General features: G+C 42.8%; 14 protein-coding genes and 1 tRNA gene. 14 read left to right on the top strand and 1 reads right to left on the bottom strand.

Annotated elements, in window-relative coordinates; translation table 11 throughout:
• The first annotated feature begins 230 nt into the window (after positions 1–230).
• The 10 genes from C1E99_RS01965 (at position 231) to C1E99_RS01920 (ending at position 11363) form a co-directional block, all read left to right on the top strand.
• Complete coding sequence (locus tag C1E99_RS01965) at positions 231–836, top strand: major tail protein (protein WP_105206436.1); 606 nt, start codon at positions 231–233, stop codon at positions 834–836.
• The gene (locus C1E99_RS01960) at positions 836–1255 is read left to right on the top strand and encodes a hypothetical protein (RefSeq protein WP_029185615.1); all 420 of its coding nucleotides are present in this window, start codon (positions 836–838) and stop codon (positions 1253–1255) included. Before C1E99_RS01965 ends, C1E99_RS01960 begins: the two co-directional genes overlap by 1 nt.
• A gap of 276 nt (positions 1256–1531) precedes the next feature.
• Positions 1532–4339 carry a phage tail tape measure protein gene (locus C1E99_RS01955; protein ID WP_105206435.1) on the top strand — a complete coding sequence of 936 codons (2808 nt, stop codon included), beginning with the start codon at positions 1532–1534 and terminating at the stop codon, positions 4337–4339.
• Positions 4332–5051, top strand: coding sequence for a phage tail protein (locus tag C1E99_RS01950; protein WP_238146185.1), 720 nt, complete (start codon positions 4332–4334; stop codon positions 5049–5051). The genes C1E99_RS01955 and C1E99_RS01950 overlap by 8 nt, the downstream gene beginning before the upstream one ends.
• On the top strand, positions 5051–6400 hold the full coding sequence (locus tag C1E99_RS01945; protein WP_105206433.1) for a phage tail protein: 1350 nt from the start codon (positions 5051–5053) through the stop codon (positions 6398–6400). The genes C1E99_RS01950 and C1E99_RS01945 overlap by 1 nt, the downstream gene beginning before the upstream one ends.
• A 3-nt stretch (positions 6401–6403) precedes the next feature.
• The gene (locus C1E99_RS14890; RefSeq protein WP_105206432.1) at positions 6404–8596 is read left to right on the top strand and encodes a metallophosphoesterase family protein; all 2193 of its coding nucleotides are present in this window, start codon (positions 6404–6406) and stop codon (positions 8594–8596) included.
• Between the two features lie 10 nt (positions 8597–8606).
• The gene (locus tag C1E99_RS01935) at positions 8607–9029 is read left to right on the top strand and encodes a phage holin family protein (RefSeq protein ID WP_238146184.1); all 423 of its coding nucleotides are present in this window, start codon (positions 8607–8609) and stop codon (positions 9027–9029) included.
• A gap of 94 nt (positions 9030–9123) precedes the next feature.
• Positions 9124–10530, top strand: coding sequence for a peptidoglycan amidohydrolase family protein (locus C1E99_RS01930; RefSeq protein ID WP_105206431.1), 1407 nt, complete (start codon positions 9124–9126; stop codon positions 10528–10530).
• A 183-nt stretch (positions 10531–10713) separates the two neighbouring features.
• On the top strand, positions 10714–10899 hold the full coding sequence (locus C1E99_RS01925; protein ID WP_024376845.1) for a type II toxin-antitoxin system HicA family toxin: 186 nt from the start codon (positions 10714–10716) through the stop codon (positions 10897–10899).
• A gap of 59 nt (positions 10900–10958) precedes the next feature.
• Positions 10959–11363, top strand: coding sequence for a type II toxin-antitoxin system HicB family antitoxin (locus C1E99_RS01920; RefSeq protein ID WP_105206430.1), 405 nt, complete (start codon positions 10959–10961; stop codon positions 11361–11363).
• A 215-nt stretch (positions 11364–11578) separates the two neighbouring features.
• On the opposite strand, the gene C1E99_RS01915 is transcribed toward C1E99_RS01920, so the two are convergent.
• Positions 11579–11649: transfer RNA gene (locus tag C1E99_RS01915), tRNA-Cys, on the bottom strand.
• A gap of 180 nt (positions 11650–11829) precedes the next feature.
• On the opposite strand from C1E99_RS01915, the gene C1E99_RS01910 reads away from it, so the two are divergent.
• The 4 genes from C1E99_RS01910 to tsf all read left to right on the top strand — a co-directional run bounded on the left by C1E99_RS01910 (position 11830) and on the right by tsf (position 16152).
• Positions 11830–12987, top strand: coding sequence for a DUF6287 domain-containing protein (locus tag C1E99_RS01910; RefSeq protein WP_105206429.1), 1158 nt, complete (start codon positions 11830–11832; stop codon positions 12985–12987).
• A 10-nt stretch (positions 12988–12997) separates the two neighbouring features.
• Positions 12998–13987 carry a DUF4767 domain-containing protein gene (locus C1E99_RS01905; RefSeq protein ID WP_161951127.1) on the top strand — a complete coding sequence of 330 codons (990 nt, stop codon included), beginning with the start codon at positions 12998–13000 and terminating at the stop codon, positions 13985–13987.
• A 186-nt stretch (positions 13988–14173) separates the two neighbouring features.
• Complete coding sequence (gene rpsB, locus C1E99_RS01900; protein ID WP_012775356.1) at positions 14174–14950, top strand: 30S ribosomal protein S2; 777 nt, start codon at positions 14174–14176, stop codon at positions 14948–14950.
• Between the two features lie 161 nt (positions 14951–15111).
• On the top strand, positions 15112–16152 hold the full coding sequence (gene tsf / locus C1E99_RS01895) for a translation elongation factor Ts (protein WP_105206427.1): 1041 nt from the start codon (positions 15112–15114) through the stop codon (positions 16150–16152).
• Positions 16153–16351 lie beyond the last annotated feature (199 nt).

Raw genomic sequence — 16351 nt, 5'->3', positions numbered from 1 at the left:
ATTTTCTTTGTGTAGCATAGGAGAACCTCATAAGTCCTTTTTCTTATATTATACTCCTAAATACGAAGAAAAGCCCTTAGAAAATCAATTCTAAGGACTTTGTCTTCAGTCTGAGAGCCTGTTTAATCAAAACAAGCTCTTTTTTGAGTTTTCCGATGAGATGTATATAGAGTCAGAAGGGCTCTATCAAGTCATTTATGATGTCAGTCTAATTTGAGAAGGAGAAGAACATGACGAAAAAACCAGAAAACAAAATTGAATACGGTCTGGAGAAAGTCCACGTTGCCAAAATTACCTCAGAAGATGCCCTAGGCAATTTGACCTATGACACTCCACAAGCTCTACCTGGAGCAGTTGAGTTGACAATCGAGCCGCAAGGAGAAACGATTGACTTCCAAGCAGACAACGTGACCTACCATGGTGGCTCAACCAACAAGGGATACACAGGTACATTGACGATTGCCCGTATGACTGATTATTTCCAAACGGAAATTTTAGGAGAGAAGCTAGCTTCAGACGGAACACAATCTGAGTTTGCTGATGCAGAACAGGCAGCCTTTGCGATGATGTTCCAAATTGAAGGGGATAAGAATGCCACTCGTCACTTGCTTTACAAGTGCACAGTCAGTCGTCCTAAACAGGGCTCAAAAACCAAGTCAGGTGACCCAAATACCACAGAACTATCATTTGCATCTGTTCCACGGTCATCTGATAAAGCTGTTAAAACAAAGACAACTTCAAACACTAAGAAAGAAGTTTACGACGGCTGGTTTACAAATGTCTATAAACCTGCAGAAGGCGTAACATTTGGAGCAACAGGAGGAGCAAGTAGCTAATGGAACGACTTTTTAAAATCGAAGACCAAGAATTTCGGTTGGTGACCAATGGCTATACGCCAATTGCTTACAAAAATCAATTTGGCCGTGATTATTTCCAGGACATGATGAACATGTTCCAAGGCGACACCCTATTGAAAATGGTGGCTTTGTCACAAGAACAGAAAGAAATTGATGTCAGTAAACTAGACATGTCAATGTTGAAAGACTTCGATATGACATTTTTTAACCGACTGTTTTGGACTTTTGTGAAATCGGGGGACCCTACAGTCAAGCCTTATGACAATTTCTACATGGATTTGGAATACTTCCCTGTCCAAGACGTCGCTCCTGTCTTAATGGAAATGTTGGAGGCAAATATGGCTACAAAAAAGCCTTCGATGACAGCGAATCTGCAAGCGATGAGCTTTTCACAGTAGAGTCCTATTTATCCTGCTGTAAAGAAGTCGGCTTATCAGTAGAGGAGCTACAACACATCACACTTGGCATGGCTCTCGACTACCAAACAGACTATGTCAATCTTCGTGATCCAGATAGACAGACCGAAGTTAAGACAAGGAGAGCTACACAGGCTGATATTGATAATTTCTAGAGTGCTTTGAGAGAAATTCTACGGCGTAATACCTTGCTAGCTCAAGGAAAACGTTGCTAGAATCGCTCTCTCAGCACTTTTATTTTCAACGAAAGGAGGCAACATGGCAGGAAAAATTAAGGGTATCAATATTGAAATCGGTGGCGATACTACTGGCTTAGATAAGGCCTTAAAAAATGTAAATAAGTCTGCATCTGATGCCAGTAAGGAAATCAAAGAGATTGACAGAGCCTTGAAATTTGACCCAGGTAACGTTGTCTTGCTTGGGCAGAAACAGGAACTCTTGGCAAAACAGGTTTCCAACGCTAAAGAAAAACTCGAAACTTTGAAGACTGCAGAGGAGCAGGTCCAGAAGCAATTTGCAGAAGGAAAGATTGCTGAAGAGCAGTATCGAGCATTTCAACGTGAAGTTGAAGTTACCCAGAATGTGCTGAAAGGTTATGAGAACAAGCTAGAGAATGTCAATCAAGCATTGGCAGGGAATGCAGATGCAGTCCAAAACAATGCTCAGACTATGAAAGGCTTGCAGGAAGAGACGAACAATCTCTTGAAGGCTGATTTGCTGAATGAATTCTCAGGAATGATCGCTGATGCCTCTCAACAACTGATTGAGTTTGGTCAAAACTCACTTGAAGCTTTTCGCACTGTTGACGAGGGAATGGACACCATTGTGACTAAGACGGGTGCTGGTGGACAATCTCTTGAGGAAATGCAGAACATCGCTTCAAATCTTGCAACGACAATTCCGACTGATTTCACAACGGCAGGAAGTGCAGTTGGCGAAGTAAATACCCAGTTCGGATTGATGGGAGATGCTTTGCAGACCACCGCAGCGGACATGATTAAGTTTGCAGAAATCAATGGCACCGATGTGACCTCTGCCACGCAGACTTCGAAACAGGCATTGGAAGCCTATGGGCTATCTGTTGATTATCTTTCAGATGTGTTGGACAGTGCTACCTACGTCGCTCAAAATACGGGTGTTTCAGTTGACGACTTAATGAAAAAGGCTGTTGATGGAGCACCACAAATCAAGGCATTAGGATTGAGTTTTGATGAAGGTGTTTCACTCATTGGTAAGTTTGAAAAAGCTGGTGTGGATTCATCTGCTGCATTAAGTTCCATGTCTAAGGCAGCCGTTGCTTATGCCAAAGATGGGAAGACCCTTCAAGAAGGTCTTAACGATACTGTCACAGCTATTCAAAATTCATATAGTGAGACCGAGGCTTTGACATTAGCATCAGAAGTCTTCGGCTCAAAGGCAGCCCCTCGCATGGTTGATGCAATCAAACGAGGAACATTTAATTTTGATGACCTAGCAAACACAGCTGAGAATGCTGCTGGAACGGTCGGCAAAACATTTGACTCTACACTTGACCCAATTGACAAATTTACGACTGCACAAAATATGAGCACTGAGGCAATGGCTGAAATAGGTGGTATGATTGCGGAAGTCGTTGCTCCAGTTTTGGAAAGTATGGCTAGGATTTTCAAATCCGTTGCACAGTGGGTTGGGAATTTGCCAGGGCCTATAAGACAGCTGATTGTTGTATTTGGAAGTTTAGTAGTAATCGTCGGGTTATTGTTGCCTGTCTTTTTGGCATTGCAAGCAGCAGCGTTAGCAGCTAACACAACGATAGGTGGATTAATTGCCTCGTTCTTACCAATTGCTGGCATTGTATTAGGGATTATTGCAGCGATAGCCCTGTTAGTTGTCGGTATTAAATATCTTTGGGAAAACAATGAAGCCTTCCGAACAGCTGTAATCGAAATTTGGAATGCGATTATGTCGGTCATCAATGCTGTTATTCAGCAGATTTCAGCTTTTGTCATGTCCATTTGGGGAACCTTGGTTGCTTGGTGGACAGAAAATCAAGAGTTGATTAAGTCCTCCGCAGAAATAGTTTGGAATGCCATCTTATCTGTCATTAACACAGTCATGACAGCTTTACAGCCTCTCATTCAAGCCGCTTGGTCGAATATCCAACTAGTCATCGAGACAGTCTGGACAGTCATCAAAACAATTGTAGAGACAGCAATCAACACTGTACTTGGCATCATCAAGGCAGTTATGCAGGCGATTAACGGTGACTGGTCTGGCGCTTGGGAGACCATGAGAGGTGTTGTAGACAATTTAATCAATGCAATCAAGTCCATCATTGAGACAGTTCTCACAGCTATTCAACAATACATTCAGACGACTTGGCAAGCGATTGTGACTTACATCCAATTCGTACTTAACATGATTTTTAACATTGTGTCTACAATTTGGAATAGCATATTGTCATTTATCGGCAACATAGTAACCTCGATTTCAAATACGATTTCCAACGTATTTAACGGAATATCGAGCACAATCAGTGGCGTGATGTCTGGCATTTTCAACACTGTAAGTAGTGTTTGGAATGGTATAAGAGATACTATTACGAACACTATTAACGGTGCCAGGGACGCTGTTTCCAATGCTATCAATGCGATTAAAGGTTTCTTCAACTTTGAGTGGTCTCTCCCTAGACCGAAATTACCACGCTTCCATATTAGCGGCGGCGAAGCTCCATGGGGGTTCGGCGGCAAGGGGTCCTTGCCATCTATTGATATTACATGGTTTGCGAAAGGTGGTATTTTGACCAAGCCCACTATTTTCGGCATGAATAGTAATGGTTTGATGGGTGGCGGTGAGGCTGGTAAAGAAGCTGTTCTACCACTGAACGAAAGTACACTTGGAATGATAGCAGATCATATCATGTCTACTGTCAAAGACAAGATTATTGTGAACGTGGAACAACCAAAGCCACAACCAATCATTTTAAATATTGATGGCAAAACATTCGCTCAATTGATCGTGGGACATGTTTCAGATGCCCAAGCACAGCGTATTCAAATTATCGAAGGAGGAGGCACAGTTGGCTAAACACTACGGAATTAGATACAACGGCAGGCACTCATTTGAAGATGAAGGCTTGCTTTTATTAAATGAACGGTCAATTAGCATCCCTGACAAAAAGAAGGTACTGGTGCCAATTCCATTTTCAAATGAAAAATACGACTTTTCGACTGTCTATGGTGGGCAACTCTACGAACAGAGGAAACTGACCTATCAAATAAAAATCAAAAATACGATTTACGGTACGAAAGAAGCTATGAATATGGCAAAAACAAGTGCTATTAACTGGCTAATGGGTACTACTGGACTCGCACCTCTATATGACGATGCAATTCCTGGTTTTTACTTCCTAGCCGAAGTCCAAGGGGATAGTGCTTTTGAAGAAGATTGGGCGCATGGTGTGCTAAAAATCACATTCACATCCTATCCCTTCATGATTTCAGAAAAAGCTGAAGGGAGTGACATCTGGGATGATTTTAATTTTGAGCTTGATGCGTTCCAGGACATCGCCTTTGAGGTCAATGGTTCGCTTGATGTTCTATTGGTCAACACGGGTATCAGTTTGGCACGGCCAGAGATTACGTCGACCGGCAACATGACATTGACTATGCGAAATCAACAGTTCAGTATCATTCCAGGTAGTCGTGTTTATGACTTTTTCACACTCGAAAAAGAGAATGAAATCCATATTGAAGGAAACGGCAGAATCTCGTTCCAATGGTATAAGGAGCTGATTTGATGTATGCAGTTAGTTTGATTAATGGTGCCAACGTGACACCGATTCACGATTCGATGGCCGGCGGGAATAAGCTCTTGTCGGCCATTATTAAGTTTGAAATTAATAAGATTGCCCAGTTTGACTTCCAATTTTTGCCAAATAACGCTGGCTACAAGGCTCTAATCAAGCCCTTGCAGACCATGGTCCAAGTAGTCAATATGCGGACAGGTAGAGAAGTATTTTTCGGTCGTATCGCACCGATTACAAACGATATGGCCGAGAGTGGAGTTTTTACATTTGCATACAATGCCAAGTCGGAACTGGATTTTTTGAACGACAGCAAGCAACGTCAACAGATTTACCGTGGGAAGAAGTCTGATTTTGTAAAGCAGGTATTAAAATTCCACAACGAAAACCTGGAATCTTACAAGGAGTTTTTGCCTGGGGACTTGTCAGACTTGATCGCAACAGGCGACCACATGGAAGCCGATGTCGACCCTGCCAAGTCGACTTTTGCCACGTTGACAGACCTCATCCTAAACGAGTATGGACTGGAGGTACAGATTCGCAAGGAAAATGGCAAGAGGTACCTTGACTTTAAGAGACAGATTGGTGTCGACAGCGACACGGAAATCAAGCTCTCTGTCAATTTGCTATCCCTAAAGCAACACATCAATCCAGAGGGCATCGTATCTCGCTTACTGGTTTATGGCAAGCAAAATAGTGAGACAAATCAGCGTGTCAGTATTGCATCCGTTAACAACGGGAAAGACTACATCGATAGACCGGACTTGATTGCCGAGTACGGCATAAAAATGGAAACTGCCACGTTTGACGATATAGAGGACCCTGCAACATTAAAACAGGCAGGAGAGAGCCAGCTAGCTACTCAGAAGGCTGTAGCCTATCAATACTCGGTATCGGCAGTCAACTTATCGCACATCAACCCAAATTTTGATGAGTTTGAGGAAGGTAACACATATAGGGTTATCAATCCCGTTATGTTTATTGACGAACGGCTGAGAGTTGTTGCACGGCAGATTGACTTGGTAAGCGTTGAGCGATCGAATTTGACGATTGGCGACAAGTTTAAGTCTGCTGAAGAGTGGCAATTGGACAATGTCCGTAAAAGGACTAAGCAACTAGTCACGACCAGGCAGCTAAAAGAGCAACAGAGTCAGCTGGAAGAGGTTCGAGTCATTGCCAGTACGACTGCAGAAGCTGTTGAGACTGTCAATACAGCGGTCTCGGAGCAATCAAGCCAGCTATTGTCAGCTCAAGATAAGCAGAAGTTGGATTATTTGCTCGTAACCAAAGAAATCAATCTGGACGAATTGATAACCAGAATGGAAGCATTAGAAAGGAAATGATATATGGGAATTGATAACCACTTAAAAGTAATCAAGGAAGGTGTCTTTGGTCGTGATGTCCGGCAAGCTATTCATGACGGAATCCAGCAAGCGTATGACGATGCAACAGCCAACGGCAATGCCAACATGGAGGTTGCGAAAGCGAGAGGCTATGCAAATACTCTGGTCGAACGACTGGACCAAATGGAGCAAGCCGACAAATCCACAGCTCAAGATATTAGCGTGGTTAGCGGGCAGATTGACAATCTTATCGCCAATGCCGGAAATGGCACGGTGCCAAGCGAATTGACGGATATGCGTGTAGCCAACGACGGAAAGATCTATAAAACCGCTGGAGAGGCTCTTCGGGTACAATTGTCCGAAAAGGCGACCGTGTCCACGGTCAATCTCTTGTCTAACGATTGGCATTACCATGCTTGGATTAATTCGGACGATTTAGTGCCGAAAGCGTACACAGGATGGGCATGGATACACATCCAGCTGACGAAGCAAGCTAACGAAACGTTTGGCTTGTACCGTACAATACCTAGCACGCAAGAGCTCGATGTGTCGGGATATTTGGTCTATAACAAATCAGGCCTAGCCAACAATGTCGCATATGGAAAATTGAGCGCTTATAATCTACCGATAGGGACGACCGAATTTTACCTCGCTGTCGACATGCGGCAGCTAAAAAATGGTCTTGTCCTTTGTGATACGCGACACGCAGAAAAAATCAGCGAAGCAGATAGCTATCAAAATGTTTTGTTAAGCCCGAGCGGTAAAGCGACTGTGCTAGACAGCTTTGAGATTTTGGATATCCAAAATCCATATCTGTACATCCACGGTAGCGGTCAGGCCACGTTTAAATTTACGGATCTATTTTATCGATACAACGATAAGGTTTTTAATTACACATTTAAGGACCTGAAACGAGATGCGGTTAATGGTTTAGCCTTTTGGGAGTACAATTACGACATGGACAGAGACTGCATCTACATATCCGCCCCTGACAAAATACTCGTATTCGATGCCAAGGCTCACGCAGTCAAATTGGTCGATAATGTAACGGATGGTCAATTGGTACTGCTAAATCAAACAACAGATAGCCTCACAGGGCTACTTAAAGACTTTTTTGATAAATCTCAAAAAGACAAAACAGTATCTCTGCTTGGAGAACAGTTGACTTTAGAAATGATTGAGAAAATTTCGGAAAAAGAAGATGTCTTGATCAAAGATTTGACGCCGGGCGGATTTACATTTGCATTTATGACAGACAATCACCAAAATGGATTTTTGACAAATGCTCAAGTAGATTACTCTGCTCTTGCCTTAGCAAAAGTTGTCAAAGATTTGCCTCCAACAACAATTTTGCATGGAGGCGATACTGTGCTATCTACTGGATCTAACCAAAACGCTTTACGTAAGGTGTTTAACGGCATCAGCGCATCGGACGTGCTCTACTGCGAGGGGAATCACGACCGCTATATCCATGATCCGATTTTGCCTAAGAAAGATTTCCACAACCTCATGTATACAGGCTTGCACCGCGACCCAGATGTGCATTTTGGGCATTTGGGAGAGTATCCTGGGTCGTACTATTATAAGGATTTTAACAACCACAAAATCCGTATTGTGGTGTTAGATCTCTATAGCATGCCTCTCAATCCTGACGGGAGTGAGATGTATAATTATAACGACCACAACGGATACTGTCAAGACCAGCTTAAATGGTTGGTTGACACAGCTTTGCGAGTCAATGAAGATTGGCACGTTTTAGTCATGACGCACAGCTCTCCATGGGGGCCAGAGGACGGTATGACCAATAATACGGGAGGACAAGGGAACCGTCAGCTCTTGCCTCAAATCTTGGAAGCATTTAAGCACGGCAGGTCTGTATCGTTACGTAACACTAAGAGCCAGGCAGGCTTTGAGGTTAATTTTACAGCCGACTTTACCAATCAAGGGGCACGTCATTTGGCCGGAGTATTTACCGGACACAATCATACCGACGTCGTGCTGCAAAAAAATGGTATCAATTACATTTCGACGGCATCGGGATATATTGACCGTGTGTTGTACTTTGGTAAGTTAGGTCAGCGCTACCAACATACCTATTCGGCTATTGCTTTTGATTATTGTATCTGGGACACGACGACAAGGTCTATCAAGCTCCGCAGGTTCGGCTGGGGAGATGACCGAGAGGTTAAATATTAAGGAGGCATAAATGTATTTTTTAACTATCCAACCGCATCCACATGGGATGTTTGATTTTTTACGCGAACTTATTGCAACAGAGGACGGTCTAGTCCTCTTTTTGCTCGGGCTTATTGTTATCATGGAAATTGTCGATTTTTTATCAGGTACATTCGCTGCTATGATTAACCCAGACATCGAATACAAGTCTAAAATCGGTATTAATGGCCTGATTCGTAAAATGATGGGAATTATTTTGCTTACCGTGTTGATACCAATGTCGGTCTTGTTGCCTGAACAGACGGGTGTGGCATTTCTCTACACAATCTACGTTGGCTATCTCATCTTGACCTTTAAGAGCTTGGTCGAGAATTATGGCAAAGCCAAGGGCGACACCTCAATATTCGAAAACGTGACGGCTGCTTTTGAAAAGCTAATTGGTAAAGGCAAATGAAACTAATCAAAGCAATCCTGATTATTATTGTTTTGGGAGCTTTAACACCTTTTGTTTGGGTGTTGGCTCCTTTTTATTTCGAAAAGGAGTAACTATGGGAGTGAATATTGAAACTGCTCTCCGTTGGATGAGCGATCGCAAAGGCCGTGTGACCTACTCAATGGACTACCGAAACGGTCCGAACTCTTTTGACTGTTCCAGCTCTGTTTATTACGCTCTGATGTCCGCTGGTGCTATCTCAGCTGGTTGGGCAGTCAATACCGAGTATGAGCATGATTGGCTCATCAAAAACGGATACAAACTCATTGCTGAAAATACTGATTGGGATGCAAGGCGTGGAGACATCTTTGTCTGGGGTAGACGTGGGCAATCAGCGGGTGCTGGTGGTCATACCGGTATCTTTGTAGATCCAGATAACATCATCCACTGTAACTACGCTCGCAATAGCATTACGATTGATAACTACAACCAAACGGCTGCTGCTAGTGGTTGGATGTATTGCTACGTGTACCGCTTGGCCAATCAAACCAGTACAGCAGGTAAAAGCCTTGAAACCTTGGTTCAGGAAACGTTGGCTGGAAAATACGGCAACGGAGATACCCGCAAGGCAGCTCTTGGTAATCAATATGAGGCTGTCATGGCAGTCATCAATGGCAAGGCTACGGCACCTAAAAAGACTGTTGACCAACTGGCTCAAGAGGTAATTGCTGGTAAGCATGGCAACGGTGAGGCTCGCAAGCAGTCGCTAGGTGCTGACTATCCAGCTGTGCAAAAACGTGTCACCGAATTGCTCAAAAAACAGCCCTCTGAGCCGTCCAAGAGTTCCGAGGTAAAACAGACCACGGAAACCAAAACAAGCCAAACTGAGCCAACTGGGAAAGCCATAGTAGGCAAAGAAGAGGGCGACCTCTCTTTCAATGGTGCTATCTTAAAAAAAGCGGTGCTGGAAAAAATTCTGGCCAACTGTAAAAAGCATGACATCCTTCCAAGCTACGCTTTGACCATTTTGCACTATGAAGGCCTTTGGGGTACATCAGCCGTAGGAAAGGCAGACAACAATTGGGGTGGTATGACCTGGACAGGTCAAGGCAACCGTCCAAGCGGTGTTACAGTCACACAAGGAACTGCCCGTCCATCAAATGAAGGTGGTCACTATATGCACTATGCAACAGTTGACGATTTTCTGACAGACTGGTTCTATCTCTTACGTTCAGGCGGCTCTTACAAGGTCAGCGGTGCTAAGACCTTCAGTGAGGCTGTCAAGGGCATGTTTAAGGCTGGCGGTGCAGTCTATGATTATGCTGCTAGCGGATTTGACAGCTACATTGTCGGAGCTTCCAGCCGACTCAAGGCTATTGAGTCGGAAAATGGGACACTGTCCAAATATGATACTGCTACCGTCACAGATGTCGGTAGCAAAGATCACATTGACATCACGATTGATGGCATTGAAGTCATCATCAATGGCGAAACTTACAAGCTGGAAAAGAAACCAGTCTAATACACAAACAAAGCCCTCAGCGTTTGCTGGGGGCTATTTTCTATTATGATGGACATTTTTGAAAATGTCTGTTGTGATGGAATGTTTTTTGAAAAAATATTTGTTAAAAACAAGTGTTTTATGTTGACAAGTGTTTAAAACAAGTGTATAATATAATTAAAGATAAGGAAAGGAGATAAGCCAATGACAGAGCGAGAGCTTAAGAAGATTGCTAAGAAGCAAGGTTTCAGTAAAACAAACTTTGGCAAAGGGTCTCACGAGGTTTGGAAACATCCAGACGGACGGACAGTGACGATACCTAAACCAAAAGAAAAGGATTACAGACCAGGCACACTAAGCAACATTCTCAAAGTCTTGTATGGGGAGTGAGGGCACTCCTCCCCATACCCCTAAAGGGGTTACTCTGATCATTGGCTTAATCTATCACTATGAAATATAATTATTTAGCATTGTTTGAAGCAGATAAGGAAAATGGTGGCTACAGCATTTCTTTCCCTGATTTCCCTGGAGCATTTAGCGAAGCGAACAATCTAAGCGAAGCTATTTTCAACGCTCGTGAAGTTCTTGAAATCTATACCATCATGTTTGAAGATGAAGGTAAAGAATTTCCTAAACCGTCATCATTTAAGGCACTTGCGAGCAATCTAGCAAGCGATGATGATGTGATTCAGGCTATCTCTGTTGATACTGAACTTGTCCGTGAGCGTGAACGCTCTAAAATCGTCAATAAGACCGTTACACTACCTAGCTGGCTTGTTGAAATTGGAAAAGAAAACAAAGTCAATTTTAGCCAACTATTACAAAAAGCAATCCGTGAGGAATTGCAGGTATGAGAAATAGCGGCCTAACTTGGCCGCTAATTTCTGCATAAAAAATACTAATATAAGAATAAATATTTTATAATAAAATTGAAACCGAAAAAATTGTCTGCCCCAAATTCGCCCCAAATTATTTTCAAAGTTTGCCGAATTTAGCCAGACGGAAAATCAAAAAAGCCCGATTTTACGGGCTTTGTGTTCGGTTAATTCCTGTTAAATCAGGTATATTAAGGCGGTAGACGGATTTGAACCGACGATCAAGCTTTTGCAGAGCCGTGCCTTACCACTTGGCTATACCGCCATAACAAAGAATATTGTACCTTAAATAGTGAATTTGGTCAAGTGGAAAAATAAACATTTACAGATAATAGTGTCTAGTAAAGAAAATCGGAAATTAGCAAAGCTAGTCGGAGCAACTGTCGGTATGGTTAAGAATAACCATACTTTCACTTTAGATCTATTTTTTATTATGGAGGTTACTATGAAAAAATATCTAGCTTTAGCACTTGTCTGTGTGGCAACTTTATCAGCTTGTAGCAAGTCAAATGTCCAGACGAAACAATCCTCAAGCTCGTCATCCATTCACCAAAGTTCGACTAGTTCATCAGCGAACCAACAAAGTTCAACTAGTTCGAGCCAAGTTAAGAAGGACGATAAGGAACTGTATCAGTCCGTTTTTTCGGATTATCAGGCAATCATTGACTTTGCGAATAGTGCGGACAAAGAAAATGTAGAAAAAATGATGGATGTCTTACAAGGTTTACAGCTTCCGATGAATTCTTGGGTTATGGAAAGTGTGGTAAAAACTGCTCCCCATTTAAGATATGCTTTTTATGATCTTAATCAGGATGGTCAGAATGAACTGTTTATAGGATCTGAAAATACAGATGGGTCAGTATTTGTAAAGGGATTCTACGCGATTATTGATGGTCAAATTTCATTGTTAGCAGAAAATTTTGTAGCTGGAGTTGGTGGTGGGAGAAGCGCCCTTGTCTTGTTCCAGAGTGGAGAATATGTTAGTTATGGATGGAGTTCAGGGACAGGAGATGCCGTAGGTACGCTTAATAAGTTAGATGCAAATGGTCAATTGATTGAGGGAGTCGAGCAAGATTTTCATATGAGAGATGAACTTGTTTCTGTTTTTGGAAAGACAGAGTCAGAAATTCTAGATCCTAATCAATTTGACTGGGAAGAATTTGAGATTGACAGAACAGAATCAGAAACAGAAATGAGCAGTTCAAATCAAACAGATGGTGTCCAGTCCATGAATTTGGAACAAATCCTAGCTGGAAACTTTTCTAGTTTGGAAGGAGAATGGGTCAATGCGCGTGGCGATCGAATAGAGATTGATAGTCAGGGGAATGTGGCTGTAAATGGGGAGGGCTACACTGTCTTTGTTGATGTACAATTTGCCAAGTTTGAAGGTGAAGTTCTTTTAGCAGGAATTACCAATCCAAATGCTATGGCTTCACCTACCATACCAACTTTGCTGATTCCAAAAGGGGTACAGAATACTTATGGATTTCTAGAAGGGCATAGCGACCAGACGGACACCAGCAAGGATAGGATTTTTACTACCCAGAGTGTCGCAACGACAGAAAGTTTTAGCCAAGGTGTCTTTTATCGAGTGGATGATTAGGAGAGATGGGATGAAAAAGAATAGAATGATATCAGGCTTACTTTTGGGAGCCAGTGTCTGCTTGCTGGCGGCCTGTGGCAGTCAGAAGCGAGAAGTAACCTCGACATCTTCATCTACTTCTATAAGTTCGACTAGTTCTAATTCCAGCACATCAACCACCTCTTCAACCACCTCTGTAGCTAGTAGTTCAAGTAGCCAAACTGGTTTGTGGGATGCTGGTAAAGCAGAGGCATTGAGGAGTTTTGTGATTGACCAATGGGGACCATCATTCTCGCCTCCACAATATTATGTATCCTATAGCCCAAATCGTGCAGGGAACTTTTTTGGTGTGACCTTGCCATCTGGAGTTTTGACTGGTCCTGGTCAGCAAATGACACCTGATTTTCTGGGAGAAACACCTGAACTAGTTTGGAGTGAAACTGGTCAAGTTGGAGCAGGGCAGACAGCTGTAGTCGGAATGTATTCAGATTTAGAAGTATCAAAATCACAATTAGCCCACCTCTATCTCTTTACCATAAAGGATGGTCAGGTGATTGCTTGGATTACCGATCAAAATCAAGGCAACCCAGAGAAGCGTTTGTATTTCCGACCGACTAAAAACCAGGAATTACAAGCATTCTTTGAAAACTTGGTCCTCGGTGAAAGCTCAGCAGTGGCAACTGAAACTAGCTCGGCAACAGTTCCTAATACGTCTGTAGATACCAAGAATTTGACCGTCGAGCAGGCAGCTAATTGGGCCAAGGCACATGCAGCTTCTCGTTACGGGGCTCCTTTTACCAAAGCGGATTTTCTAGCCCAAGTGGTTACCAATGTGCAATCTTCGGATGGATTGGTTTACATTGAGGTTAGAGAAGACCACAGCAGTCCAAATATGAAAGGGACAGATCCCAATGTTGCTCCATCAGCTGGTTTTTATAGAATAAATGCCAGTGGACAGTTAGAAAGAATGGATGTTGTTGCAGGCTCTTATTCAGTAGTAGCTGAAACCTACTTTGAATAGAAGAAAAGGTAGGATTTTGACGAATTTATCTACTATTTTACTTGAAAATAGGCAGGTATTCTGATATACTAATAGAGTTGCTGTGCAACAAATACTCATCTTGGACCAATTGTGGTCTTGTTGCCGAAAGGTTGGGCTGCAAGTCGAAGTTCGGGAGAGGAGAAAAAACAAAAAGGAGAAATACTCATGGCAGTAATTTCAATGAAACAACTTCTTGAGGCTGGTGTACACTTCGGTCACCAAACTCGTCGCTGGAATCCTAAGATGGCTAAATACATCTTCACAGAGCGTAACGGTATCCACGTTATCGACTTGCAACAAACTGTAAAATTGGCTGACCAAGCTTACGAATTCATCCGTGACGCTGCAGCAAACGACGCAGTTATCTTGTTCGTAGGTACTAAAAAACAAGCTGCTGAAGCTGTTAAAGACGAAGCTATCCGCGCTGGTCAATACTTCATCAACCACCGTTGGTTGGGTGGAACTCTTACAAACTGGGGTACAATTCAAAAACGTATCGCTCGTTTGAAAGAAATCAACCGCATGGAAGAAGATGGAACTTTCGAAGTGCTTCCTAAGAAAGAAGTAGCATTGTTGAACAAACAACGTGCTCGTCTTGAAAAATTCTTGGGCGGTATCGCTGACATGCCACGCATTCCAGACGTAATGTTCGTTGTTGACCCACACAAAGAGCAAATCGCTGTTAAAGAAGCTAAAAAATTGGGTATCCCAGTTGTAGCGATGGTTGACACAAACACAGATCCAGATGATATCGATGTAATCATCCCAGCTAACGATGACGCTATCCGTGCTGTTAAATTGATCACAGCTAAAATGGCTGACGCAATCATCGAAGGTAACCAAGGTGAAGACAGCGTGGCAGCAGTTGAAGCTGAATTGGCAGCTGAACCAGCATCTACAGAATCAATCGAAGAATTGGTTGAAGTAGTAGAAGGTAAATAATCTAAGTAACGAGGACGTTAAGAAAAGCCTTAGATTTATCTAAATTCTAGCTTTTTAGTCCGAGTACATTCTACATCATTTATCAAACACAAAAAACAATCCTAGAGGGGCAGGGCTGAGCTCGCTCCTCTATTTTATAAATACAAACAAGGAGAATAGACATGGCAGAAATTACAGCAGCTCTCGTTAAAGAATTGCGTGAAAAATCAGGTGCTGGCGTTATGGACGCGAAAAAAGCATTGGTTGAAGTAGAAGGCGATATCGAAAAAGCGATCGAATTGCTTCGCGAAAAAGGTATGGCTAAGGCAGCTAAGAAAGCTGACCGTGTAGCAGCTGAAGGTTTGACAGGTGTTTACGTTGATGGTAACGTAGCAGCAGTTGTTGAAGTGAACGCTGAGACAGACTTCGTTGCGAAAAACGCTCAATTCGTTGAATTGGTAAACACTACTGCTAAAGTAATTGCAGAAGGTAAGCCAGCTGACAACGAAGCAGCTCTTAAATTGGTTATGCCTTCAGGTGAAACCCTTGAAGAAGCATACGTAAACGCAACTGCAACAATCGGTGAGAAAATCTCATTCCGTCGCTTTGCTTTGGTTGAAAAAACAGATGCTCAAGCATTTGGTGCATACCAACACAACGGCGGCCGTATCGGTGTTATCTCAGTTTTCGACGGTGGAGATGAGACTCTTGCAAAACAAATCTCAATGCACATCGCTGCGATGAAACCAACTGTTCTTTCCTACACTGAATTGGATGAGCAATTCGTTAAAGATGAGTTGGCACAAATCAACCACAAAATCGAGCAAGATAACGAAAGCCGTGCAATGGTTGACAAACCAGCATTGCCACTCTTGCAATATGGTTCTAAAGCTCAATTGACTGACGAAGTGGTTGCAGCAGCTGAAGAAGCTATCAAAGCAGAATTGGCAGCTGAAGGCAAACCAGAAAAAATCTGGGACAAAATCATCCCAGGTAAAATGGACCGCTTCATGCTTGACAACACTCAAGTTGACCAAGCTTACACACTTCTTGCACAAGTTTACATCATGGACGACAGCAAAACTGTTGAAGCTTACTTGAACTCAGTGAACGCTTCAGTTGTAGAATTTGCTCGTTTCGAAGTGGGTGAAGGTATCGAGAAAGCTTCAAACGACTTTGAAGCAGAAGTCGCAGCGACTATGGCAGCAGCTCTTGGTAAATAATCATATATAGAAGAACTTTCGAAAGGGAGTTCTTTTTTATAAAATCGGTCTTAGGGCGGATGTCGGATATGCTGGATTCGGTTATACGTAACCGCCCAATAACAAGGTATCTATCTAATCACTCCCTCCTCCTGTATACTGTTATAAAAAACATAACTGGAGGATTTATTATGTCACAGCCCATCGTCCCATTGACTGT

The sequence above is a fragment of the Streptococcus suis genome (assembly GCF_002964045.1).
In the GTDB taxonomy this organism is placed as follows: domain Bacteria; phylum Bacillota; class Bacilli; order Lactobacillales; family Streptococcaceae; genus Streptococcus; species Streptococcus suis_U.
This window is presented reverse-complemented; position numbering and strand designations above follow the sequence as displayed.

Bases quoted from the DNA above. Each gene is read 5' to 3' on its own strand.
- C1E99_RS01965 (WP_105206436.1), top strand. From the start codon at position 231: ATGACGAAAAAACCAGAAAACAAAATTGAATACGGTCTGGAGAAAGTC.
- C1E99_RS01960 (WP_029185615.1), top strand. From the start codon at position 836: ATGGAACGACTTTTTAAAATCGAAGACCAAGAATTTCGGTTGGTGACC.
- C1E99_RS01935 (WP_238146184.1), top strand. From the start codon at position 8,607: ATGTATTTTTTAACTATCCAACCGCATCCACATGGGATGTTTGATTTT.
- C1E99_RS01925 (WP_024376845.1), top strand. From the start codon at position 10,714: ATGACAGAGCGAGAGCTTAAGAAGATTGCTAAGAAGCAAGGTTTCAGT.
- C1E99_RS01930 (WP_105206431.1), top strand. From the start codon at position 9,124: ATGGGAGTGAATATTGAAACTGCTCTCCGTTGGATGAGCGATCGCAAA.
- C1E99_RS01905 (WP_161951127.1), top strand. From the start codon at position 12,998: ATGAAAAAGAATAGAATGATATCAGGCTTACTTTTGGGAGCCAGTGTC.
- C1E99_RS01920 (WP_105206430.1), top strand. From the start codon at position 10,959: ATGAAATATAATTATTTAGCATTGTTTGAAGCAGATAAGGAAAATGGT.
- C1E99_RS01945 (WP_105206433.1), top strand. From the start codon at position 5,051: ATGTATGCAGTTAGTTTGATTAATGGTGCCAACGTGACACCGATTCAC.
- C1E99_RS14890 (WP_105206432.1), top strand. From the start codon at position 6,404: ATGGGAATTGATAACCACTTAAAAGTAATCAAGGAAGGTGTCTTTGGT.
- rpsB (WP_012775356.1), top strand. From the start codon at position 14,174: ATGGCAGTAATTTCAATGAAACAACTTCTTGAGGCTGGTGTACACTTC.
- tsf (WP_105206427.1), top strand. From the start codon at position 15,112: ATGGCAGAAATTACAGCAGCTCTCGTTAAAGAATTGCGTGAAAAATCA.
- C1E99_RS01910 (WP_105206429.1), top strand. From the start codon at position 11,830: ATGAAAAAATATCTAGCTTTAGCACTTGTCTGTGTGGCAACTTTATCA.
- C1E99_RS01955 (WP_105206435.1), top strand. From the start codon at position 1,532: ATGGCAGGAAAAATTAAGGGTATCAATATTGAAATCGGTGGCGATACT.